The organism is Streptomyces sp. NPDC053076 (genome assembly GCF_044546845.1).
In the GTDB taxonomy this organism is placed as follows: domain Bacteria; phylum Actinomycetota; class Actinomycetes; order Streptomycetales; family Streptomycetaceae; genus Streptomyces.
Genome location: NZ_JBITZL010000002.1, coordinates 1,188,714 through 1,209,285, shown reverse-complemented (window position 1 = coordinate 1,209,285; position 20,572 = coordinate 1,188,714). Strand labels below are relative to the sequence as shown.

Here is a 20,572-nt window from a genome sequence, read left to right as displayed (position 1 = left end):
TCGGTCCTGATCAGCGGTTCTGCGGGGTCCGGGAGCCCTGGTGCGCGGGCCGTCGAGCCGGCCTGTGCCCCTCGTGGAGGGCGGCGGGGTGGCGGTCCGCGTGCGGTGCGACGGCGGCGGCCGGGACGCCCGGTTTGTGCTCGACGGGCCTCCAGTCGGGCCGGCCCGTGACCATCAGCGGGTCGAAGATCACGACGACGCCCGCGAGCAGCAGGAAAGCGAGCGGGCCGATCAGCATCGGCGCGAGCACGGACGCCGCGGGTGCGTCTCCGGCGGTGTGGGCGGAGGCTCCGTCGAGGTGGACGCCGAGGGCGGCCATTCCCGTGTAGTGCATGCCGCTGACCGCGAGCCCCATGACGGCGCTCGCGCCCACGCTCCAGGCGAAGCCCCGCACCTGTCCGGCGGCCCACAGGGCGGCGGTGGCGGCCACGACCGCTATGACGACGGAGGCGGCGACGGTGAGCGTGTTGTAGGTGAACCGCCCGTGGAAGCGGACGCCCGCCATGCCGAGGTAGTGCATCGAGGCGACGCCCAAACCGGTGATCGTGCCGCCGGTGAAGAGCGGGGTGCCGGTGGCGCCCCGGTAGCCGACGATGAAGATCCCTACGCCGACCATGACGATGGCGAGCCCGAGACTCGCGTAGGTCATCGCCTTGTCGTAGTGGATCGGCGTCCCCTCGATGCTGAAGCCCATCATGGCGACGAAGTGCATGGTCCATATGCCGGAACCGATCGCAGCCGCGCCGAGGGCCAGCCAGGCGGGGCGCCGCGAGTGCGTGACCAGCAGAGACCGTGTGGTGCAGCGCAGGCCGAGGGCGCCGCCGAGGCAGGCCATCACATAGGCCGCCAACGGGGTGACGGCCCCGTAACTGAATCCGTCGACCGTGCCTTGCATCCGCGGCTGCCCTTCCGCCTTCTCGCGTCTTCTCGCGTCCCGGAATACCTGAATATGCCCCTGTCCCAGGACCGCGCGTGCGGTCAGGGTTGTCGCAGAGAGTATGACCCCCACCGGATTGGTCGAACGACTCTCCGGCAAAGAAACACGTCCTTGCCGCAGATGTGCGGCACCGGTGAGCGGTCCTGGACGTCTCCATTCAGTGTGTGTCCATCGGGCGCCCGGGTGACGTCGACCCCGGGCTGTCACCCTGGTGCTGTCTGTATTCGCTCGATGCGAGGAGTACGCATGTACGTGCGCGTAGTCGCCGCCACTGTCGCCGCGGCCCTGGGAACGGCGTCGGCTCTGCTGAGCCCCGGCTCCGACGCCCGGGCGGGCGAGGCCGGCGTGCCCACGGTGGTCGCCCACCGGGGCGCCTCCGCCTACGCGCCCGAAAACACGCTGGCCTCCATCGACAGGGCCGCTGAGCTGGGCTTCTCCTGGGTCGAGAACGATGTTCAGCGCACCAAGGACGGCGAGCTGGTGGTCCTCCACGACGACAGCCTGCAGCGCACCACCAATGTCGAGGACGTCTTCCCCGGCCGGGCCCCGTGGAAGGTGCGGGACTTCACCGCCGCCGAGATCGCCCGGCTGGACGCCGGCAGCTGGTACTCCCCCGCGTACGCGGGCACGCGTGTGCCGACGCTGGAGCAGTACATGCGGCGGGTCGAGCACAACCACGAGAAACTGCTCCTGGAGATCAAGAACCCGGAGCTGTACCCGGGCATCGAGCAGCAGACACTGAAGCTCCTCGGCAACGACGGCTGGCTGAACTCCGGGCACCTGCGCCGGCTGATCGTGCAGAGCTTCAGCGCGGACAGCGTGCGGGCCGTCCACGAGCTGAAGCCGGCGGTCACCACCGCCTATCTCGGTAAGCCCTCCGTGGCACAGCTGCGCGGGTACGCCCGGTTCGCGGACATGGTCAATCCTTCGTTCGGGTCGCTCACCCAGGGGTACGTCTCGGCGGTGCACGCCGTTAACGGGCCCCACGGCCGGCCGCTCGGAGTGTTCGCCTGGACGGTGGACGACGCGGCCACCGCCCGTAAGGCCGCCGGTTTCGGCGTCGACGGGGTCATCACGAACAAGCCCGACGTGGTGCGGGCGGCGCTGAGCGCGGACTGAACCGGGCGGGCGTTGTCAGTGGCGGGTCGTACCGTGGGCGCATGGACAGCCATGGGCAGGATGAACAGCGGGTCGTGTGGGCCGTGGTCGGCACGGACATCGGACCGCTGATGCTGGCGGCGACCCGCGACGGCCTGGTCAACGTCGTCTTCCATGCCTCGGACGCGGTGCGCGACCGGGCACTGGAGGGGCTGGCCGCCCGGCTGGGCGGCCAGCCCGTGGAGGATCCGGACTCGCCGCTGCTGGCGGAGGCGATACGCCAGCTGCGGGCGTACTTCTCGGGCGAGCGGCACGACTTGGATCTGCCGCTCGACTGGTCGTTGATCTCCGGGTTCAACCGGCAGGTGCTGCGCGAGCTGGCGTCCGGTGTGCCGTACGGCACCGTGGTGGGGTACGGCGATCTGGCGGGGCGGGTCGGGCAGCCCGGCGGGGCGCAGGCGGTCGGGGCGGCGATGGGGTCCAATCCGCTGCCGCTGGTCGTGCCGTGTCACCGGGTGGTGGAGCGTGACGGCGGCATCGGCGGTTTCGGGGGCGGACTGGAGACCAAGCGGAAGCTGCTCGCCCTGGAGGGTGTGCTGCCCGAGCCGCTGTTCTGACCGGCCCGGGACAGCGGAACTGCTCGCTCTGGAGGATGCTGCCCGAGCCGCTGTTACGACCGGTCCGGGACGCCGCTAGGCGTCGTAGTGCCGGGCCTCGAAGACGTTGCCGTCGGGGTCGCGGAAGTAGAAGCTGCGTGTGGCGTTGCCTCGGGCGCCGGACAAGCCGGGGTCGATGCCCGACACAGGGACTCCGTGTTCCTCAAGACGGGCGCGCAGGGTGTCGAAGGCGTCGGCCGGCAGGGAGAGGCAGACGTGTTTGACCGGGTGGCCGGCGCTGTCGGCCGAGCCGGGCAGCATCTTCATCCGTGCGGCGAAGCTGTGCGGGGCGAGGTCGAGGATCGTCTCCTCGTTGACGCGTACGGAGGGGAAGGCCACCTCGCCCTCGGTGAACTCGGCGACCCTGATCGGCTCCAGGCCGACGGCCGTTTCGTAGAAGGCGGCCGCGGCGACCGGGTCGGCCACCCACAGGACGACATGGTCCAGACGCGTGGTGTTCTTCGTCATGCATCCCAGGCTGGTGGCCTCCGCCACGGGCCACAAGCGTTTATCCGCGGTCGCTGGCCGCCAGAGATGAGGAAGGACCGACGGACGGGAGGCGGACACGTGGTGCTGGTGGTGTCGGAAGAAGTCCGGGAGGCGATCGACGCGCGGCGGCCGGTGGTGGCTCTGGAGTCCACGATCATCGCGCACGGCCTGCCCCGCCCGCGCAACCTGCAGGTGGCGCTTGAGCTCGAGGACGCGGTACGGCGGGAGGGTGCCGTACCGGCGACCGTCGCGGTGCTCGACGGGCGGCCCCGGGTCGGCCTGGACAAGGAGCAGGTGGAGCGGGTCGCGAACGAGGACGGCATCCGCAAGCTGGGCCACCGTGATCTGCCGCTCGCCGTGGCGGCGGGGGCGAGCGGGGCGACCACGGTGTCGGCGACGGCGCAGCTGGCCGCACTGGCGGGCGTCCGCGTGTTCGCCACCGGCGGGCTGGGCGGTGTGCACCGGGAATGGACGGTGGCCCAGGACGAGTCGGCCGATCTGGGGCTGCTGGCGCGCACCCGGATCACCGTGGTGTGCGCGGGCGTGAAGTCGATCCTGGACGTGCCGTCGACGCTGCAACGACTGGAGACGCTGGGGGTGGCCCTCGCCGGGTACGGCACTGACCGGTTCCCCGGCTTCTATCTGACGGACTCGGGACATCCTGTCGACTGGACGCTGGACACCCCGGAGCAGGTCGCGGCCGTCATGCGTGCCCAGGACGCGCTGGAGGCGCCGGATTCCGCGCTGATCGTCGCCCATCCCGTCCCGGAGGCGGAACAACTCGACCCCGAGCTGCACGCGCGCGTGCTCGCCGACGCGCTGCGCGCCTGCGCGGAGCAGGGCGTGACCGGGCAGGCGGTGACGCCGTTCCTGCTGGACTACCTGGTCCGGCACACCGACGGTGCCTCGCTGAGCGCCAATCTGGCGGCGGTGCGCGGCAATGTCTGGCTGGCGGCGCGGATCGCCATGGCGTGGACCAGGGGGTGAGCGCGGGCCGGAACGGAGCGCTGCTGGTCGTCGGGGACGTGGTGACGGATGTGGTCGCCCGGCACCGGGGGCCGCTCGCGGCCGGCACCGACACGGCCGCCATGATCCGGACGCTGCCGGGCGGCGCGGGGGCGAACGTGGCCTGCTGGGCGGCCCACGCGGGCTGCGCGGACGTACGGCTGCTGGGGCGGGTGGGGACGGACGCCGCTGACTGGCACGAGCGGGAGTTGGTCGCGGGCGGGGTGCGGCCCCGGCTGGTGGTGGACCCGGAGGCGGCGACCGGGACGGTGATCTGTCTTGTCGACGCGGGTGCGGCGGCTGAGCGCACGTTCCTGACGGACAGCGGGGCGTCCCTGCGGCTCGGTCCCGCCGACTGGTCGGACGCCTTGCTCGACGGGGTGGCCCGGCTGCATCTGTCGGGCTATCTGCTGTTCACGGAGTCGAGCCGGGCGCTCGCCGGGACGGCGCTCGCGGCGGCACGCGCGCGTGGTGTGCCGGTCAGCCTGGACCCGGCGTCCGCCGGCTTCCTGGCGGAGCTGGGGGTGGACCGTTTTCTGGCGTTCGCTGAGGGGCTGGACCTGCTGTTGCCCAGCCGGGACGAGGCGTGTCTGCTGACCGGGCTGCCGGATCCGGTGGACGCGGCGGCCAAACTGAGCCGCCTCGTGCCGCTCGTGGTGGCCAAGGCGGGGGCGGACGGTGCGCTGGTGGCGCGGGCCGGCGCCGTACTGGCCCGGGTTCCGGCCCTGCCTGCGGCACCGCGGGACACCACGGGTGCGGGGGACGCGTTCACCGGCGCTCTCCTCGCCGCGTTGCTCGCGGGCGCGGACCCGGAGGAGGCGGCGGCACGGGGCTGCCGGGCGGGCGCGGAAGCGGTACGGAGGGTGGGCGGCAGACCTCCACGTCGGGGCAAGGGAAGCTGAGGAACGATGATCGCCGGGTGGCTGGTCGCCGCCCTTTCCACGGGACCCGGGCTGCCGGCCGGCCGGCAGCTGTAGCGGTGGGCACTGCCGACTGCCCCGGCGCGGGCGTCATTCCTTACTCGTCCGGTCAGACCAGGGGCTGGAGGGCGGGATCGGCGTCCTTGATCAGCAGTCGCCCGCCGGGCCGCAGAGACTTGATCATGGACCTCAAGGCCCTTTCCCGGTCGGGCAGATGGACGAGGACCAGCCGGGCGTGGACCAGGTCGAAGCCCTCCCCGGCGGCTCGTCGGCACCCACGTCGTGGACGCGGACCTCCACCGGCGGGCGGGCGGCGGGGGTGAGCCGCGAGGTGTCGATGTCGGTGGCGACGACCTGTCCGGCCGGTCCCACCTGCTCGGCGAGCCAGGACACGACGGAGGTGCCGGCCACCCCGGCTTCCCAGCAGCGCCGGCCCGGTCCGGCACCGAGACCTTCGAGGTGCCGGAAGGTCGTGGGGTCGAAGAGGGTGGCGAACGCGTCGAAGCGCCGACCCGCCTCGTTCTGCTGGTTGTCCAGGAGGTACCCGTCGGCTGGTGTCATGCCCCGATCATCCCAGTCGCCCGAGTTGTCTCCCCCGGCCGACCCCCGTCCACAGGCGGGAACCAAGCGGAACTCGCTGTTCCCACAGGCTTGCGTGCGCTTTGCCCGGGACTGGCAGACTTGCGGGTCAAGGCACGGAAGCGTTGCAGCGCGGAGATCCACGCGAGGAGATCCAGATGTCGATGGCAGGGAATCTACGGAAGGTCACGGGGCTGGGCAGGGTCGGCGGCCTGCGCAAGGTGGCGCGGCTGGCCCGGCGTCGGCCGCGCGTGGACCTGAGTCATCCCGCCAGGTCGCCCCTGGGCTCGTCCGTGGTGAACTGCGTGACGTATCAGGACGGCGTGCGTGTGCCCGGGCGCGCCGACCTCGTGGATGCCGTACGGCTGGTCCGCAAGACCGGCGAGGGCTTCGTCTGGCTCGGGCTGCACGAACCGACAGGCCGTGAGTTCGCGGATATCGCCGAGCTGTTCGACCTGCATCCGCTGGCGGTGGAGGACGCGGTCGAGGCACATCAGCGGCCCAAGCTGGAGCACTACGGGGACACGCTCTTCGCGGTGTTCAAGAGCGTCTGCTACGTGGAGCACGAGCAACTCACGGCGACCAGCGAAGTGGTGGACACCGGCGAGATCATGGTGTTCGTCGGCGAGGACTTCGTGATCACGGTGCGGCACGGGCGGCACGGCTCACTCGGACCGCTGCGCGAGGAGTTGGAGGCGGACCCGCACCAGCTCGCCAAGGGGCCCGCCGCGGTCCTGCACGCTATCGCCGACCATGTGGTCGACGACTATCTGAGCGTCACGGACGCGGTGCAGGCCGACATCGACCAGGTCGAGACGGAGGTGTTCTCGGAGAACGGCGCACGTCTCGATCCGGGCCGCATCTACCAGATGAAGCGTGAGCTGCTGGAGCTGAAGCGGGCGGTGGTGCCGCTGGGCCGCCCGGTGGAGGACCTGGCCACCCGGCCCATACGGGTCGTCGCCCCGGAGATACAGACCTACTTCCGGGACGTGTTCGACCACCTGATCCGGGCGAAGGAGCAGATCGCCGCGTTCGACGAGTTGCTCAACTCCATTCTGCAGGCGCACCTGGCGCAGGTGACCGTCGCGCAGAACGAGGACATGCGGAAGATCACGGCCTGGGCCGCGGTGGTCGCCGTACCGACGATGGTGTGCGGGGTGTACGGCATGAACTTCGACCACATGCCGGAGCTGCACTGGCAGTTCGGCTATCCGTTGATCATGACCGTGACCGCGGCGGCGTGTCTGGCGCTGTACCGGGGCTTCCGGCGCAACGGCTGGCTCTGAGAGGGGGCCGGGCCCGGGCCGTCGTGCGGGACCCGCCCGCGAGGTGCCGGGGCCGTACGGCCACGCGACACCGGGGCCCGACGGCCACTCGGCACGGGACCCAACGGCCACGCGGCACCGGTTCGCAACGGGCACGCGGCACCAGGGCCCAACGCCACGCGGCACCGGCCGGTGCGCCCGGTCAGGCCGTGAAGGACACCACCTTCTGCGGGACGATCCTGACGATCACGCGGATCTCGTCGTCCTTCTCGGCCGGCGGGTCGATGCCGAGGTACTTGTGCGACAGCTCGTGCGGGAGCCGCTTTCCCTCGTCCGGCAGGATCTCGGCGACGCCCCGGATCTCAGCCGAGCGGTAGGGGTTCGCCAGGTCGAAGACGGAGAGGCTGACACGTGGGTCGCGGCGCAGGTTGCGTACCTTCTGGCGGCGGTCGACGGACGAGACGAGCACGCTGTCGCCGTCGCGTTTGATCCAGACCACGGAGTTCTGGGGCGCACCGTCAGGCCCGAGCGTGGCGACGCTGGCGAAGTTCTTGCCGTCCAGCAGAGCACGGAGGGAGTCGTCGAAGGTGACCGGACCGGCCGATGTCGTCGTCATGACGTCACCCTAATTACATGCACGCGCATTAAAAAGGGAGTCGGCCGAATTTCCGGCGCCGGATCGCGGACGGCGTATCCCGATCAGCCGCTCCAGGCGGGGTGGCGTGGATCGTCGGCGCGGACCAGGACGTCCGCCGTGCCGGCGGGGTCCGTCTCGGTCTCGTAGCGCTCGAAGGCGGGGAGGGTCCAGTGGTCGGCCTCGGGCGTGCGGCGGCGCAGGGCGCCCGCGGACAGGAGGAGGTGCACGGTCAGATCGAAGGGGAACCAGTGGCGCAACAGGAGGGGGCCGTGGAGCAACAGGACACCACCGGGCGGGAGTTGGAGGTAAGGGCTGCGAGTGGCCCGGTCCGTGGCCGGGTCCCACAGGTCGGGCAGGATCCGCCCGCTGCCGCCGGGATCGAGCGGGCCGAAGACCTCGCGCCACAGGGCGCCCGTGTCGAACCATCCGCTGTAGTACGACTCCGCGTCCCGTCGGCCGTGTTCCAGGCGCAGCGAGGCGGGACGCAGAAATCCCTGGGTACCGATCACCAGCGAGGGCCGGCCGCGCACCCGCAGGGCCTCCCCCACCCGCAGGGCGAGGTCCTCCGGCTGAGCGGCCGGGGCGCCGTCGAAGCCGACGCGCGGCCAGACCCCTCCGTCGGTCGGCGCCGCATCGGCCAGCCGTTCGGCGAGCTGCCCGGCAAGCCGGTCCCAGGTGATCGCTTCGAGTCGCACAGGGCCCATGATGCCGGGTGGTCCGCGAGAGCGGCGAGGTCGGCCAGGCCAGGTGTCCGGCCGCGCGGCGGGCCGCGAGCGGGGCAGGAGGGCGGCGCTCGCTCCGGGCGCGGCCGCCTGGAGCAAGGGGACCAGAGTGCGGCCGAGCGGGGGTGAGTCCAGACGGACACGCGGGGACGGACCGGACGACGAGGAGAAGGCGTGGGCGGCTGAGGGAGGGGTGGGTGGTGACGGGGAAAGTACCGCGTATGGCGCTTCCCGCTGCTCCTCACTCCCACGCTCGCCTTGTCGTCGTCCAGCCGCTGAAGCGCAAGCGGTGTGCCGGCTGCCGGCGCGGTCCACTGTCGCTGCTGATGCTGGAGGACGGGGCGCCGCGGTGCCTGGACTGTGCCGACCTCGGGCACTTGGTGTTCCTGCCGCGTGGCGACACCGCCCTGACCCGCAGGGCACGGGAGGAGAGCACGCTGTCGGCGGTGGTCGTGCGGTTCAACCGGCGCAAGAGCCGTTACGAACGCCAGGGCGTGCTCGTGGAGGAGGCCGCGCTGGACCGGGCCGAGACACGCTGTCTGGCGGACGCGGAGGCACGGCGTCGGCGGCGGGCGCGGGACGCGCGGCGCAGGGCGGCGGAGGACGAGCGGTTCGCGGCGGCGTTCGCCGGCGGGATTCTCCGGCTGTTCCCCGGGTGCCCGGCCGAGCGGGCCCGGGCGATCGCGGCTCACGCGTCGGTGCGGGGCAGCGGGCGGGTCGGACGGAGCGCGGGTGGGCGGGCGCTGACCGAGGGTGCGGTGATCGCGGCCGTCGTGGCGGGCGTCCGGCACGTGGACACGCCGTACGACCAGCTGCTGATGAGCGGGGTACCGCGGTACGAGGCACGGCGTCGGATCGCGCCGACTGTGGAGAGCGTGCTGCGGGGGTGGCAGGAGGCCGGGGAGGACGCGGGCTGAGGAGGAAGTAGGGGACGGGAGGGTAAAGGCGGGGACGCGGGAGCGGAAAAGCCGGAGAGGCGGGTGGGGCACGGCCGGGGGGCGTGCGACGGCGGGCGTCCGACGTGGCCGGTTGCCTCCGTGGCCGGTTCTCGCCGCGTGGCCTTCACTGCGAGTGAGGCGACACCAGTCCCGGGCACCGATCCGGCGAAACGGACCGTCCACGGGCACCGGCCCGGGCGGAACGGACCGACGATGCACGCCGACCCGGGCGGAACGGACCGACAATGAACACGGGCCCGGGCGGAACAGGCCGACAATGAACACGGGCTCACGCGGAACAAGCCGAAAATGAACACCGGCCCGCGCGGAACAGGCCGACAATGGGCACCGGCCCATGCCGGGCAGTGGCCCGGGGGAACGGAATTGGGGGGCGTGGGGATGATCGACGGGCCGTTCTTCGTGCTGGTCGTGGTGGGGGTCCTGGGCACCGGGCTGGTGGCCGGCGTCTTCTACGGGTTCTCGACCTTCGTGATGCGGGGGCTCGCGGCGCTGCCGCCCGCGCAGGGCATCGCGGCGATGAACGCGATCAACGTCGCGGCCGTGCGTCCGGCCTTCATGGCCGTGTTCGCCGGATCGGCGGCGCTGAGCGCGCTGATCGCGGTGGTGACGTTCGTCGTATGGCCGGACGAGGGGAAGGTGGAGTTGCTGATGGGCAGCGCGCTGTACCTGATCGGCTCGTTCGGGCTGACGATCGCGGCGAACGTGCCCCGAAACGACCGGCTCGCCCGGCTCACACCGGGTGGGCCGGAGGCCGATGGGTACTGGCCGGCGTATGTGCGCGAGTGGACGGTCTGGAACCACGTCCGCACCGTCGCCTCGGCCGCGGCCTCCCTCGTCTACATAGTGGCGCTCACCTGATCGACGGGCGTCCCCGGCCCCGACGGGCGTCCCCGGCCCCGACGGGGCACGTGAGACCGCCGGGCCTGTCCTGAGCGGGAGCGGGGGCCGCCGGCTCCGCTGTGGAGAACCCCGGCTGAAAGCGCTCTCCGTCACTGTGCGCGGCCGTCGGCGGGGACGTATCGTGGCCGGAAGAGTGCCGCCCGAAGACGCACGGCCCTTCGTACACCCGGTGCCTCCGGTGCCCGTACGCGAGGAAGACGCCATGGCCGATCCCAAGGGGTTCATGACCACGCCGCGCCAGGAGTGGCCGCGGCGGCCCGTCGAGCAGCGGGTGCGGGACTGGGACGAGGTGTACGTCCCGGGAGCGCTGCTGCCCATCATCAGCAAGCAGGCCGACCGCTGCATGGACTGCGGCGTCCCGTTCTGCCACCAAGCCTGCCCGCTCGGCAATCTCATCCCCGAGTGGAACGACCTGGTCTCCCGGGAGGACTGGCGGGCCGCGAGCGACCGGCTGCACGCCACCAACAACTTCCCGGAGTTCACCGGCCGGTTGTGCCCGGCGCCGTGCGAGGCGGGGTGTGTGCTGGCGATCAACCAGCCGGCCGTCACCATCAAGAACGTCGAGTGCGCGATCGCGGACAAGGCGTGGGAGGAGGGGTTCACGCCGGCCCGGCCGCCCGAGCGGCTGTCCGGCAAGACGGTCGCCGTCATCGGCTCCGGGCCCACCGGGCTGGCCGCGGCGCAGCAGCTGACCCGGGCCGGACACACGGTCGCGGTGTACGAGAAGGACGACCGGATCGGCGGGCTGATGCGGTACGGCATCCCCGAGTTCAAGATGGAGAAGCGGCATCTGGAGCGGCGGATCGAGCAGATGCGGGCCGAGGGGACGAGGTTCCGTGTCTCGACGGCGGTCGGCCGGGATGTCGCGGCGGACGAACTGCGGACCCGGTACGACGCGGTGGTGATCGCGACGGGCGCGACGGCGTGGCGGGAACTTCCGGTCCCGGGCCGGGCGTTGAGGGGGATACACCAGGCGATGGAGTATCTGCCCCTGTCGAATCGGGTGTGTGCGGGGGATCTGGAGATTTCGCCGCTGTCGGCCGCCGGCAAGCATGTGGTGATCATCGGCGGCGGGGACACCGGGGCGGACTGTCTGGGCACCGCGGTGCGCGAGGGCGCCGCGTCCGTGACCCAGTTGGACATCTACGCACAGCCGGGTGCGGAGCGCGACGAGGACATCGAGCCGTGGCCGACGTACCCGAAGATCTACCGGCTGTCGGGGGCGCACGAGGAGGCACGGGAGCTGCGCACGGCGCCGGCGGCGGACGCGGACGCGCGGCTGTTCGCAGCGTCCACGCTGCGCTTCACGGGGGACAAGAGGGGGTGGGTGCGGTCGTTGCATGTGGTGGAGGTCGACGAACGGCGGGATCCGGTGCCGGACACCGGGCGGGCGCTCCCCGCCGACCTGGTGCTGCTCGCCCTCGGGTTCTCCGGGCCCGACCGGAAAGACGGGCTGATCGACCAGTTGGGGCTGGAGCTTCAGCCGCGCGGCACCATCGCCCGGGACGACGGCTTCGCGACCAACGTCCCCGGGGTGTTCGCCGCGGGAGACGCGGCGCGCGGGCAGTCGCTCATCGTGTGGGCGATAGCGGAGGGGCGGGCGGTCGCGGCCGCCGTCGACCGCTATCTGACAGGACGTTCCCGGCTCCCGGCCCCGATCGCGCCCACGGACCGGCCGATGGTGGTCTGAGGCGCCGGCCGACAGGACCCTGACGAGCCGGGGCCGGTGGCGTCGGCGGGGTTGTCAGGCGGTGCGCTCGTCCGTCCCCGCCACCTTCCCCGTGGCCAGTGCCACGCGGTTCCACGTGTTGATCGTGAGGATCAGGGAGAGGACCTGGGCCAGTTCCTGGTCGTCGAAGTGGGCGGCTGCCTCGGCGTAGACGGTCTCGGGAACACCGCCGTCGGCGACCAGGGTCACCGCCTCCGTCAGGGCGAGGGCGGCCTGCTCCTTCGGAGTGAAGAAGTGCCGGGCCTCACGCCAGACGGCTACCATGTGGAGCCGGTCCTCGCTCTCGCCCGCCTTGCGGGCGTCGTTGGTGTGCATGTGCAGGCAGTAGGCGCAGTGGTTGAGATGGGAGGCGCGGATCTGGATCAGTTCGACCAGGGCCGGGGCGAGGCCCGCGCGGGCGGCGGCGTCGAGCCCGATGATCGCGCGGAAGACCTTCGGCGCGGACTTCGCGAGGTCCAGCCGGGTGCGGGCGGCCTCGGCGGCGAAGATCCCGGTGGTGGGGTCGAGGGCGCTGGTGGCGGTCGTGTTCGTCGTCATGTGATCCACCGTAGGGCGCGGAAAGACCGGCTGTAGGGTGCGTTTCCATGGCGGAGTCGTGGGTCAATTCGGCGGAGCGGATCGGTGTCGACCTGCATCTGGAGCTGTCGGGGCCGGGGGGCCGGCGGGCAGCGCTGACCAGGGCACTGCGGGAGGCCGTGCGCAGTGGCCGGCTGGCGCCGGGGACCCGGCTGCCGCCGTACCGGTCACTCGCCGCCGATCTGGGCGTGGCTCGTAACACGGTGGCCGACGCGTACGCGGAGCTGGTGGCGGAGGGCTGGCTGACCGCCCGGCAGGGTTCGGGGACGCGCGTCGCCGTGGGGCTGCCTCCCACTCCTCTCGGGCAGTGGGCGGGGACCGGGCCGCGGCACCGGACTGCGCGAACGCCCGTGACGGTACCTCTGCGTACGCGCGGCCCGCGGCACGACCTGCGGCAGGGCACACCGGACGCGTCGTCCTTCCCGCGCGCGGCCTGGACGGCCTCGTACCGCCGGGCGTTGCAGGCGGCGCCGAGTGAGGCGTTCGGGCCGGGCGATCCCGCCGGGCGCCCGGAGCTGCGGGAGGCGCTGACGGAGTACCTGGCACGCGCGCGTGGGGTGCGTACCGAGCCGGACCGGATCGTGATCTGCTCGGGCTTCGCGCACGCACTGCGGCTTCTCTTCGACCGGGGCACCCAGGGCGGCCCGGCCGGGGACCGGGGGCTGCGCGGTCCGCTCGGCGTGGAGGCGTACGGGCTGGGCTTCCACCGGGAACTGCTCGCGGCGGCCGGGGTGCGCACCGTACCGCTGCCGCTGGACGAGCACGGCGCGCGGGTGGACGCGCTCGGGCGGGAGGCGGCCGTGCTGCTGACGCCCGCGCACCAGTTCCCGACCGGGGGCCCGCTGCACCCGGAGCGGCGGGCAGCGGTGATCGACTGGGCACGCGCGCGCGGAGCGGTGGTGCTGGAGGACGACTACGACGGTGAGTTCCGGTACGACCGCCGGCCCGTCGGCGCGTTGCAGGGGCTCGATCCGGAGCGGGTGATCCACATCGGGTCGGTCAGCAAGAGCCTGTCACCGGCGCTGCGGCTGGGCTGGATGGTCCTGCCGCAGCGGTATGTGCAGCCCGTGCGGGCGGCGAAGGGCGAGCGGGAGGGGTGGGCGAGCGTGCCGGACCAGCTCGCTCTCGCGGACTTCGTCGCCTGTGGGTCGTACGACCGTCATGTGCGGCGGATGCGGCAGCAGTACCGGCGGCGGCGCGACCGGCTCGTCGCCGCGCTCGCCGCGCAGGCACCGCACATCCAGGTGACAGGCATCGCGTCGGGGCTGCACGCGGTCCTGCGACTGCCGCCCGGTACGGAACGGTCGACCCTGAAGGCCGCCGCGTGGCAGGGCGTCGCCCTCGACGGTCTCGCCGCGTTCCGGCATCCGCAGAGCCCGACGGCGGCCGGTGACGGACTGGCGGTCGGGTACGCGACCCCGTCCGAACACGCCTACGGAGCGGCCCTGGAGGCGCTGTGCGAGGTGCTGCCGCCGGGGTGAGCTCCGGGGAACCGGCCGGACCGGTTGGGGGGTGGACCGTTCGCCCGGAGTGGACTGGCCAGCCGGAGTGGACCGGCCAGGCGTCCATGGACGCGTTGAATGATCAGATCAATGACACAATTCGTGGAAATAATAAGAAAGTTGGGCAAGACATAAAAAATCGTCCAGGGCCGTGGTGCCGGGCCTCCGGTGCGTTCAGGAAAGCAGGAAGTCGGCCTCCCCTGCCTTGGCGCCCTCGATGAAGGCGGTCATCTCGTCCATGGTGTAGATCAGCGCCGGCCCGTCCGGGTCGGTCGACTGGCGCACGGCGATCCGGCCGTCGGCCAGCTTCATCGCCTCCAGGCAGTTGCCGCCGTTGCCGCCGCTCCAGGGCTTGTGCCACCCCTCGCTGCCCAACTCCCGGGCGGGCATGCCGTTGTAGACGCGTCCGCGCGGCCTGATGCGATCCATTCACAGCTCCTCGCGGAGATCCCGGAGGATCTCCTTCGTGCGTTGTGCCGTAGCGGCCTGCGCCGCCATGCGGTCCATGACCTCCAGGTGGGTCGCCACCTCGGTGCGCGCGTCCAGGTAGACCGCGCCGGTCAGGTACTCGCTGTAGACCATGTCCGGCAGTTCTGACATGGCAAATCGGAACAGCACGAAGGGCCCGTACGTACCGGGGTGCGGCCCGTTGACGAACGGGGCGACCTGGAGCGTCACATGGGCCAGCTCCGTAGCCTCGAGCAACTTGTCGATCTGTGCGCGCATCACCTCCGGGCCGCCGACCGAGCGACGTAGGGCGGTCTCGTCCATCACCGCCCAGAAGCGCGGGGCGTCGGGACGGGTCAGGAGTGCCTGGCGTTGCATGCGCAGCGCGACGTGCCGCTCGATGTCGTCCGGGCTCGTCTGCCCGACGGCACCGGACTTCAGCACCGCGCGCGCGTAGTCCTCGGTCTGCAGCAGGCCGGGAACGAAGTGCGGCTCGTAGGAGCGGATGAGGCCGGCCGCGCCCTCCAGGCTGACGTACATCGAGAACCAGTTCGGCAGGATGTCGTGGAACCGCTGCCACCAGCCCGGCCTGTTCGCATCTTCGGCCAGCTGGACGAAGACCTCGGCCTCGTCGTCCGGGACGCCGTACGCCTTCAGCAGCAGCTGCAGGTACGGGATTTTGAGGGAGACCTCGGCCATCTCCATGCGGCGGACGGTGGCGGGAGCCACCCGGAGGACGCGGGCGGCCTCCTCGCGCTTCAGTCCGGCGCGTTCCCGCAGGTCCAGCAGGCGCCGCCCAAGGACCACCTGGCCCACCGTCGGCGCGGACCGCGGTTCACTCACGCTCCCACCTCCACCGTAAGCCTGCACCGAAAGATTCCTGACAGCCCTACGGCGCCATTCGAAGGTTCATTCGAAGACCGGGGCGGATCTCCGACGACTCCAATTGGCGCCGCGCGTGGTGCTGTTGCGAGCAGTGTGCCACGGCCTCTGACGGAGTCACACAGCACTCTGCAACTTTCAGAGTGACTCTTGCCAAGTGTCCGCGGCAGGGAGATAGTGGCAGGCGTGATTCCGTCCGCGCCTTTAGGAACAGACGCCGCCGCAGACCGGTTCGGTCGCGGCGCCGATCGGGGTCCCATCGCGCGAGCCGGTTCGAGCGTGGGGAACGGAGCATCCCCCCATGGGGGCGCTGCCGAGCGCAGGTTCCGCTTCGAGCTGGCCGCACATCCGGGTTCCGTCGCCCGGGCGAGACACCTGACGCATGCCCGGCTGTCCGGCTGGGCGGTCTGCGCGGACACCTGCGACAACGCGACGTTGGTCATGTCCGAGCTGGTCACCAACGCGATTGTGCACACCGCGAGCGACCGGGTCGTGTGCGAGCTGCACGACCACGACGACATGGTGCGCATAGCCGTACGAGACGAGGGCTGTGCTCCTGGCGAACCCCACCCGTCGCCGCAGCGACCCGACGAGGAGCACGGGAGGGGGTTGCTTCTCGTCGACGCGCTGTGCCGGGCCTGGGGTGCCCAGGAGCACGGCCCCGGCCTGCTGGTCTGGGCCGAACTCCCCCGCCGGACCGACACCGTCCACGAGACCGCCGAGCCGCGGGGTGACCTCGGCTGGGGTGCCCGCCCGAAGCCGGGTCGCCCGGACGACTCCGACGAGGACCAGTCGGCCGAGGCGAGCCGGCGGGCGCCCGAGCAGCGCCGGCGGGGCGAGCCGGGGCAGCGGCGGGGGGACGGGGCGGCCGTGGAACGGCACCGGCACCGCACCCGTTCGGAGCAACGCCTGCGCGGGGAACGGCCGTGACGGGCTTCGCCGACGGCCACGGCGACGGCGACGGCGACGACGGACAGCCCGGTGGCACCGGTGCCGGCCGGGAGTACGCCATCGGCCCCGGCGTCCGTAGCGGCCGGGAGTACGCCATCGGCCCCGGCCCCCGTAACGCCCGGGAATACGCCATCGGCCCCGACACCCTCAGCGGCCAAGGCCACGCCATCGGCCCCCGCACTCGTCACGGTCAGGAGTACCCCATCGGTCTTAACGCCCGTACCAGCCAGGAACACACCATCGGTCTGAACACCCTCGTGCGCCTTCAGCGCAGGCGCCCAGCACCTGATCCGCACCGCCGGCTGCCGCTTCCTGACGGCATGACGGCTCCGCTCGGCTGTGACGCCGTGGGTGTGCCCGACCGCCTCGGTCCGCTCGTCGTACCCCGGCTGCCGCGGGTGGGGTGTGTGTACGCCGACGGCTCGCACTGGTGGTGGATCGTTCCGTCGGACTCCGACTATGCGCTGCCCTGGCCGGCCCCGGCCCAGTACGCCGCTGGTGCCCTGATCACCGGTAGCGCCCGGCTGATCCACCGCCCGGAGGGCACGGCCCCCTACACCCCGCCGATCCCGCTGTATCTGGCGCTGTGCCGGGTGACGGACACGGCTCCGGACTGGTCGCGGGCCGCGTCGGCGTAACAACCGCCCTCACCGCTCCGCCGCCCCGCCGCGGCCGGCCTGCCCGGCCACACCAGCCGCCCCGCCGACATCCGGCCTCCCGGCGGGACGCGCCACCGGTCCCGCCCTCGCGCGGACCTGGCTCACCGCGCTCCACCCGCCCGTCACCACGCCGACCGCGCTCCCTCCGCGCCCCCTCGTACGTGCCCTCGCGCCCTGCCGGGCCGCTGCCCCGGCCGCGATAGTGGCCGTTCCGTCGGGGTCCTGGAGGTCACGGTGAGAAAGAGGCAGGAGGCGGCCGAGCCCGTGGTGTCGGCGTCGGAGCGGCTGCTGTTCGGCGGGCCGCTGCGGTACGACATGGGCTGGAACCAGCATGCGGACGCCTTCCTGGCGCTGAGCTTCCGGGCGATGCTGCTCCGGCTGCCGGGCATGCTGACGTCCAGTCTGCGGCTGGCCCGGCAGGCCGACGCGCGGGCCGCGCGGGTGGTGCTGGCCGCCGAGATGGGCCGGGGCGCCGCCCAGGCGGTGAGCCTGCTGGCCGTCAACAACGCGCTCGGCAAGCTGCTCAGCGGTCCGGGCATCGAGCAGCGACTGCGCTCGGCCGGCCCCGCCCTCGTCGTGATGGCCGCCGTGATGCTCGTCGCCGCGCTGCTGCGGGCCGCCTCGACCTACGCCACCGGACGGCTGGAGCCCAAGGTGGAGCGGGTGGCGACGGAGCTGTACCTGGAGCGCGCGGCGAACGTCGAGCTGGCCGCGATCGAGGACCACGCCTTCCACAAACTGCTCGACACGGCCCAGTACGGCGCCCGGTCCGCCCGGCACATGATCGGCTACAGCACCCGGGTGATCAACGCGATGATCTCGCTGATCGCCGCGGCGGGCGTGCTGACCGTGCTGCATCCGGCGCTGCTGCCGCTGCTGGTCACCATGACCCTGCCCAGTGCCTGGAGCGCGCTGACCAACGCCCGGCGCCGCTACGAGTCCTTCCACACCTGGGTCCAGCACGCCCGGGCCGGCCAGCTGATCAGCAGCCTCCTCACCGAACCTGCCGCCGCGCCCGAGATCCGCGTGCACGCGGTGGGCCCGTTCCTCCTGCGCCACTTCCGGTCCATGTCGGAGACCGCGGAGGCCGAGCAGGCCCGACTGTCCCGGCTTGCCGCCCGGACCGGTCTGATCGCCGCGACCTGGACGGGCCTGGCCACCCTCGCGACGTACGCGACGCTGGGCGCGCTGCTGCTGGGCGGCGCGATGGCCCTGTCGGTGGCCGGTACGGCGGTGATCGCGATCCGTACGGGTGGGGCGAGCCTGGACACGCTGGTGCTGGAGATCAACCAGCTGCACGAGGAGGCCCTGTTCGTGGGGGATCTGCAGCGGCTGTACGCAGAGGCGGCCGAGCGGGCCATCCCGGCGGGCGGCGAGCCGCTTCCGGAGGACCCGAAGGAGATCCGCTTCGAGAACGTCACGTTCAGCTATCCGCATGATCCGCACCCGGAGCCGCGGGACGCCCACCCGGGCGACACCCGTCCGCAGAGCCCCCGCCCCGCCCTCGACGACGTCACCCTCACTTTCCCCGTCGGCCGTATCATCGCGCTCGTCGGCGAGAACGGCTCGGGCAAGACCACGCTGGTCAAGCTGCTCGCGGGGCTGTACACCCCGGACCGGGGCCGGATCCTGTGGGACGGCGTCGACGCCGCGCGTGCCGACCGGCGACTGCTCGCCGAGCGCATCGCGATGGTGGCCCAGGACTTCAAGCGCTGGCCGTTCACCGCCCGGGTGAACGTGGCCGTCGGCCGGTCCACCGCGCCGATGACCGACGAGCGCCTGGCCACGTCCATCGCCGAGGCGGGTGCCGAGGACGTGGTCGCGGATCTGCCGCGCGGCCTGGACACCCTGCTGGCCCGCAACTTCAGCGGCGGACACGAGTTGTCCGGCGGCCAGTGGCAGCGGCTGGGCATCGCCCGGGCCGCCTACCGACGCGGCAGCATCCTGATCGTGGACGAGCCGACGGCGGCGCTGGACGCGCGGGCCGAGCTGGAGGTCTTCGAGAAGATCCGGGCGCTGGCGGGCGGCGGGCAGACGGTCGTCCTGATCACCCACCGGCTGGCCTCGGTCCGCCATGCCGACCTGGTGCACGTACTGGAGCAAGGGCGCCTGGTGGAGTCCGGCACCCCGGACGAACTGCTCGCCGGCGGCGGTGTCTACGCGGAGCTGTACACGCTTCAGGCGCAGCAGTTCACGGCGCGGACACCGGCAGCCGCAGCGGCACCGGTGACCCCCAGGGTGCCCGCGCCGAAGCCGGCATGAGCCGCCCGGCCACGCCCGCCAAGCCTTAGCCGCCTCACCCGAGCCCCCGCCGGCCCGAGCCCCGCCCCACCGAGCCGCACCCGAACCGAGCCGCACCGGCGTCGGAGCGGCTCAGTCGGCGGTCTCGCCCCCGCGGACGATCACCAGGAACGCGTCCGTCGCGAGGTCCATGACGACCTCGACGGCCAGCCCTTCCAGACGCCGCGCGTGCGCGAACTCCTCCGCGGGCCAGGAGCCCCGCGGGCCACCGGCGGGAAAGCGTTCGAGCACCATTCGCCCGTTCACCATCTCGCACCTCCAGAAAGCGTCGTACGTGTAGGAGTTAACGCTCTGGAGAGGGAAAGCGGCTCGCTCAGTGACGTGACTGAGACATTCTCGACACCAGGTCGGCGCGGACCGTGAGGATCCGTTCACCTTGTGACACGAATCGTACGCTCCGTGTCAGTAATCGTACTCGTCGTGAAGGCGGAGCCGGTCGCTGCCGACGGGGCTGCGGCCGAGCGCGGTCAGGTCGAGCAGGGCCGAGGTCGTCCCCAGTCCGTCCAGCCCGTCGTCGTACACCGAGTAGGTGTGGAAGACCCGGTCGTGATCGCGCAGGAAGCAGCTGACGCCCGGGCGCTCGAGCTGGTCGCCGCCCGACTCCACGGTGGCCTCGAAGTCCCGGTTGAAGTCGCTGTGCGACGAGGAGTACCAGGGCACCGCCCAGCCCATCCGCGCCTTGAACGGCAGGATCCGGGTGAACGGCGCCCGGGAGACGGCCGCGAAGGAGGTGTTGCGGGCGCGCAGGTGGGCGAGGTGGCCGACCTGGTCCAGGAAGGCCGCGCAGCACGCGCAGCCGGCCTCCCACTCCGGCGCGAACATGAAGTGGTGGACGACGAGCTGGGTCCGCCCCTCGAAGAGATCGAGGAGCGTCGCCTTGCCGTCGCCGCCCTCGAAGACGTACTCCGGGTCGGCCTCGACCATCGGCAGCCGTCGGCGCTCGGCGCCCAGGACCTCGCGCGCCCGTCTGACCGCCTCCTCCTTGCGCAGCAACTCCTCGCGCGCCGCGCGCCACTGCTCGCGCGAGACGATCTCCGGAAGCGACATGAGCCCTCCTGTCCGACGGTCGGTTCGCAGTGGTGACCGCCGACGGGAACGGAACTCATCGCCGTAGAGGGAGAAAATTTTCGGCCAACCCTCGGTCGGCTCACTTTCCGGCCGAGGCGTGGCCGGATCGAGGCACGCCGAGCCTCGGCCGGGTCGTCGCCTGCCGCGCCTCGGGCTGGTCGTCGCCTGCCGGGCGCCGGGCGGGTCGTCGCCTGCCGCGCCCCGGGCGAGTCGTCGGTTGTCGAGCGTGGCCGGCTGCCGCGGCCGGGTCGTTGCCTGTCGAGCGTGGCCGGCTCCGTGTCTGTCGGCTT

The 20,572-nt window shown here is 72.2% G+C and carries 21 protein-coding genes and 1 pseudogene; 12 read left to right on the top strand and 10 right to left on the bottom strand.

Going from position 1 to position 20,572, the window contains the following annotated elements; genetic code table 11:
* Positions 1 to 10: 10 nt before the first annotated feature.
* Positions 11 to 895, bottom strand: a complete 885-nt coding sequence (locus tag ACIGYR_RS12680; protein ID WP_391839371.1) for an MHYT domain-containing protein — start codon at positions 893 to 895, stop codon at positions 11 to 13.
* A 288-nt stretch (positions 896 to 1,183) separates the two neighbouring features.
* Between ACIGYR_RS12680 and ACIGYR_RS12675 the strand changes: the two genes are divergently transcribed.
* Both ACIGYR_RS12675 and ACIGYR_RS12670 read left to right on the top strand, forming a co-directional pair.
* Positions 1,184 to 2,056 (top strand): glycerophosphodiester phosphodiesterase, encoded by an 873-nt coding sequence (locus tag ACIGYR_RS12675; protein ID WP_399595300.1) that lies wholly within the window; start codon positions 1,184 to 1,186, stop codon positions 2,054 to 2,056.
* A gap of 41 nt (positions 2,057 to 2,097) precedes the next feature.
* On the top strand, positions 2,098 to 2,652 hold the full coding sequence (locus ACIGYR_RS12670; protein WP_399595302.1) for a methylated-DNA--[protein]-cysteine S-methyltransferase: 555 nt from the start codon (positions 2,098 to 2,100) through the stop codon (positions 2,650 to 2,652).
* A gap of 75 nt (positions 2,653 to 2,727) precedes the next feature.
* Here the strand turns inward: ACIGYR_RS12670 and ACIGYR_RS12665 are convergent, their stop codons facing one another.
* A complete protein-coding gene (locus tag ACIGYR_RS12665) occupies positions 2,728 to 3,159 on the bottom strand; it encodes a VOC family protein (protein WP_399595304.1) in 432 nt (143 codons plus the stop codon).
* 99 nt (positions 3,160 to 3,258) lie between these two features.
* On the opposite strand from ACIGYR_RS12665, the gene ACIGYR_RS12660 reads away from it, so the two are divergent.
* Positions 3,259 to 4,167, top strand: coding sequence for a pseudouridine-5'-phosphate glycosidase (locus ACIGYR_RS12660; protein WP_399595306.1), 909 nt, complete (start codon positions 3,259 to 3,261; stop codon positions 4,165 to 4,167).
* Positions 4,152 to 5,087, top strand: a complete 936-nt coding sequence (locus tag ACIGYR_RS12655; protein WP_391839364.1) for a carbohydrate kinase family protein — start codon at positions 4,152 to 4,154, stop codon at positions 5,085 to 5,087. Before ACIGYR_RS12660 ends, ACIGYR_RS12655 begins: the two co-directional genes overlap by 16 nt.
* 130 nt (positions 5,088 to 5,217) lie before the next feature.
* Here ACIGYR_RS12655 and ACIGYR_RS12650 read toward each other — a convergent pair.
* A pseudogene (locus ACIGYR_RS12650) lies at positions 5,218 to 5,666 on the bottom strand (class I SAM-dependent methyltransferase); the annotation flags it as partial.
* A 176-nt stretch (positions 5,667 to 5,842) separates the two neighbouring features.
* Between ACIGYR_RS12650 and ACIGYR_RS12645 the strand changes: the two are divergent.
* Positions 5,843 to 6,970, top strand: a complete 1,128-nt coding sequence (locus tag ACIGYR_RS12645) for a magnesium and cobalt transport protein CorA (RefSeq protein WP_391839363.1) — start codon at positions 5,843 to 5,845, stop codon at positions 6,968 to 6,970.
* Between the two features lie 181 nt (positions 6,971 to 7,151).
* Here ACIGYR_RS12645 and ACIGYR_RS12640 read toward each other — a convergent pair whose 3' ends face one another.
* Positions 7,152 to 7,565 carry a PPOX class F420-dependent oxidoreductase gene (locus ACIGYR_RS12640; RefSeq protein WP_399595309.1) on the bottom strand — a complete coding sequence of 138 codons (414 nt, stop codon included), beginning with the start codon at positions 7,563 to 7,565 and terminating at the stop codon, positions 7,152 to 7,154.
* Between the two features lie 83 nt (positions 7,566 to 7,648).
* On the bottom strand, positions 7,649 to 8,281 hold the full coding sequence (locus tag ACIGYR_RS12635; RefSeq protein WP_399595311.1) for a uridine kinase: 633 nt from the start codon (positions 8,279 to 8,281) through the stop codon (positions 7,649 to 7,651).
* A 248-nt stretch (positions 8,282 to 8,529) separates the two neighbouring features.
* On the opposite strand from ACIGYR_RS12635, the gene ACIGYR_RS12630 reads away from it, so the two are divergent.
* The 3 genes from ACIGYR_RS12630 (at position 8,530) to ACIGYR_RS12620 (ending at position 11,857) form a co-directional block, all read left to right on the top strand.
* Positions 8,530 to 9,225: a DUF2293 domain-containing protein gene (locus ACIGYR_RS12630; protein ID WP_399595313.1), complete on the top strand. Its 696-nt coding sequence runs from the start codon at positions 8,530 to 8,532 to the stop codon at positions 9,223 to 9,225.
* A gap of 420 nt (positions 9,226 to 9,645) precedes the next feature.
* Positions 9,646 to 10,125 (top strand): DUF1772 domain-containing protein, encoded by a 480-nt coding sequence (locus ACIGYR_RS12625; protein ID WP_399596492.1) that lies wholly within the window; start codon positions 9,646 to 9,648, stop codon positions 10,123 to 10,125.
* A 244-nt stretch (positions 10,126 to 10,369) separates the two neighbouring features.
* Positions 10,370 to 11,857: a glutamate synthase subunit beta gene (locus tag ACIGYR_RS12620; protein WP_399595315.1), complete on the top strand. Its 1,488-nt coding sequence runs from the start codon at positions 10,370 to 10,372 to the stop codon at positions 11,855 to 11,857.
* 54 nt (positions 11,858 to 11,911) lie between these two features.
* Here ACIGYR_RS12620 and ACIGYR_RS12615 read toward each other — a convergent pair whose 3' ends face one another.
* The gene (locus tag ACIGYR_RS12615) at positions 11,912 to 12,433 is read right to left on the bottom strand and encodes a carboxymuconolactone decarboxylase family protein (protein ID WP_399595317.1); all 522 of its coding nucleotides are present in this window, start codon (positions 12,431 to 12,433) and stop codon (positions 11,912 to 11,914) included.
* A 47-nt stretch (positions 12,434 to 12,480) separates the two neighbouring features.
* Between ACIGYR_RS12615 and ACIGYR_RS12610 the strand changes: the two genes are divergently transcribed.
* Positions 12,481 to 13,953 carry a PLP-dependent aminotransferase family protein gene (locus tag ACIGYR_RS12610; protein ID WP_399595319.1) on the top strand — a complete coding sequence of 491 codons (1,473 nt, stop codon included), beginning with the start codon at positions 12,481 to 12,483 and terminating at the stop codon, positions 13,951 to 13,953.
* Between the two features lie 195 nt (positions 13,954 to 14,148).
* Here ACIGYR_RS12610 and ACIGYR_RS12605 read toward each other — a convergent pair whose 3' ends face one another.
* Both ACIGYR_RS12605 and ACIGYR_RS12600 read right to left on the bottom strand, forming a co-directional pair.
* Complete coding sequence (locus tag ACIGYR_RS12605) at positions 14,149 to 14,403, bottom strand: DUF397 domain-containing protein (RefSeq protein ID WP_222996518.1); 255 nt, start codon at positions 14,401 to 14,403, stop codon at positions 14,149 to 14,151.
* Positions 14,404 to 15,264 carry a helix-turn-helix transcriptional regulator gene (locus ACIGYR_RS12600; RefSeq protein ID WP_399595322.1) on the bottom strand — a complete coding sequence of 287 codons (861 nt, stop codon included), beginning with the start codon at positions 15,262 to 15,264 and terminating at the stop codon, positions 14,404 to 14,406. It lies immediately after the preceding gene.
* A 189-nt stretch (positions 15,265 to 15,453) separates the two neighbouring features.
* On the opposite strand from ACIGYR_RS12600, the gene ACIGYR_RS12595 reads away from it, so the two are divergent.
* From ACIGYR_RS12595 to ACIGYR_RS12585, 3 genes are all read left to right on the top strand, one after another.
* The gene (locus tag ACIGYR_RS12595; protein WP_399595324.1) at positions 15,454 to 16,233 is read left to right on the top strand and encodes an ATP-binding protein; all 780 of its coding nucleotides are present in this window, start codon (positions 15,454 to 15,456) and stop codon (positions 16,231 to 16,233) included.
* A gap of 224 nt (positions 16,234 to 16,457) precedes the next feature.
* Positions 16,458 to 16,892 (top strand): hypothetical protein, encoded by a 435-nt coding sequence (locus ACIGYR_RS12590; RefSeq protein ID WP_399596494.1) that lies wholly within the window; start codon positions 16,458 to 16,460, stop codon positions 16,890 to 16,892.
* A 336-nt stretch (positions 16,893 to 17,228) separates the two neighbouring features.
* Positions 17,229 to 19,175 carry an ABC transporter ATP-binding protein gene (locus ACIGYR_RS12585; protein ID WP_399596495.1) on the top strand — a complete coding sequence of 649 codons (1,947 nt, stop codon included), beginning with the start codon at positions 17,229 to 17,231 and terminating at the stop codon, positions 19,173 to 19,175.
* Positions 19,176 to 19,286: 111 nt separating this feature from the next.
* On the opposite strand, the gene ACIGYR_RS12580 is transcribed toward ACIGYR_RS12585, so the two are convergent.
* Positions 19,287 to 19,463, bottom strand: a complete 177-nt coding sequence (locus ACIGYR_RS12580) for a hypothetical protein (RefSeq protein WP_391839350.1) — start codon at positions 19,461 to 19,463, stop codon at positions 19,287 to 19,289.
* Positions 19,464 to 19,616: 153 nt separating this feature from the next.
* On the bottom strand, positions 19,617 to 20,261 hold the full coding sequence (locus ACIGYR_RS12575; RefSeq protein WP_399595326.1) for a DUF899 domain-containing protein: 645 nt from the start codon (positions 20,259 to 20,261) through the stop codon (positions 19,617 to 19,619).
* Positions 20,262 to 20,572: the final 311 nt, after the last annotated feature.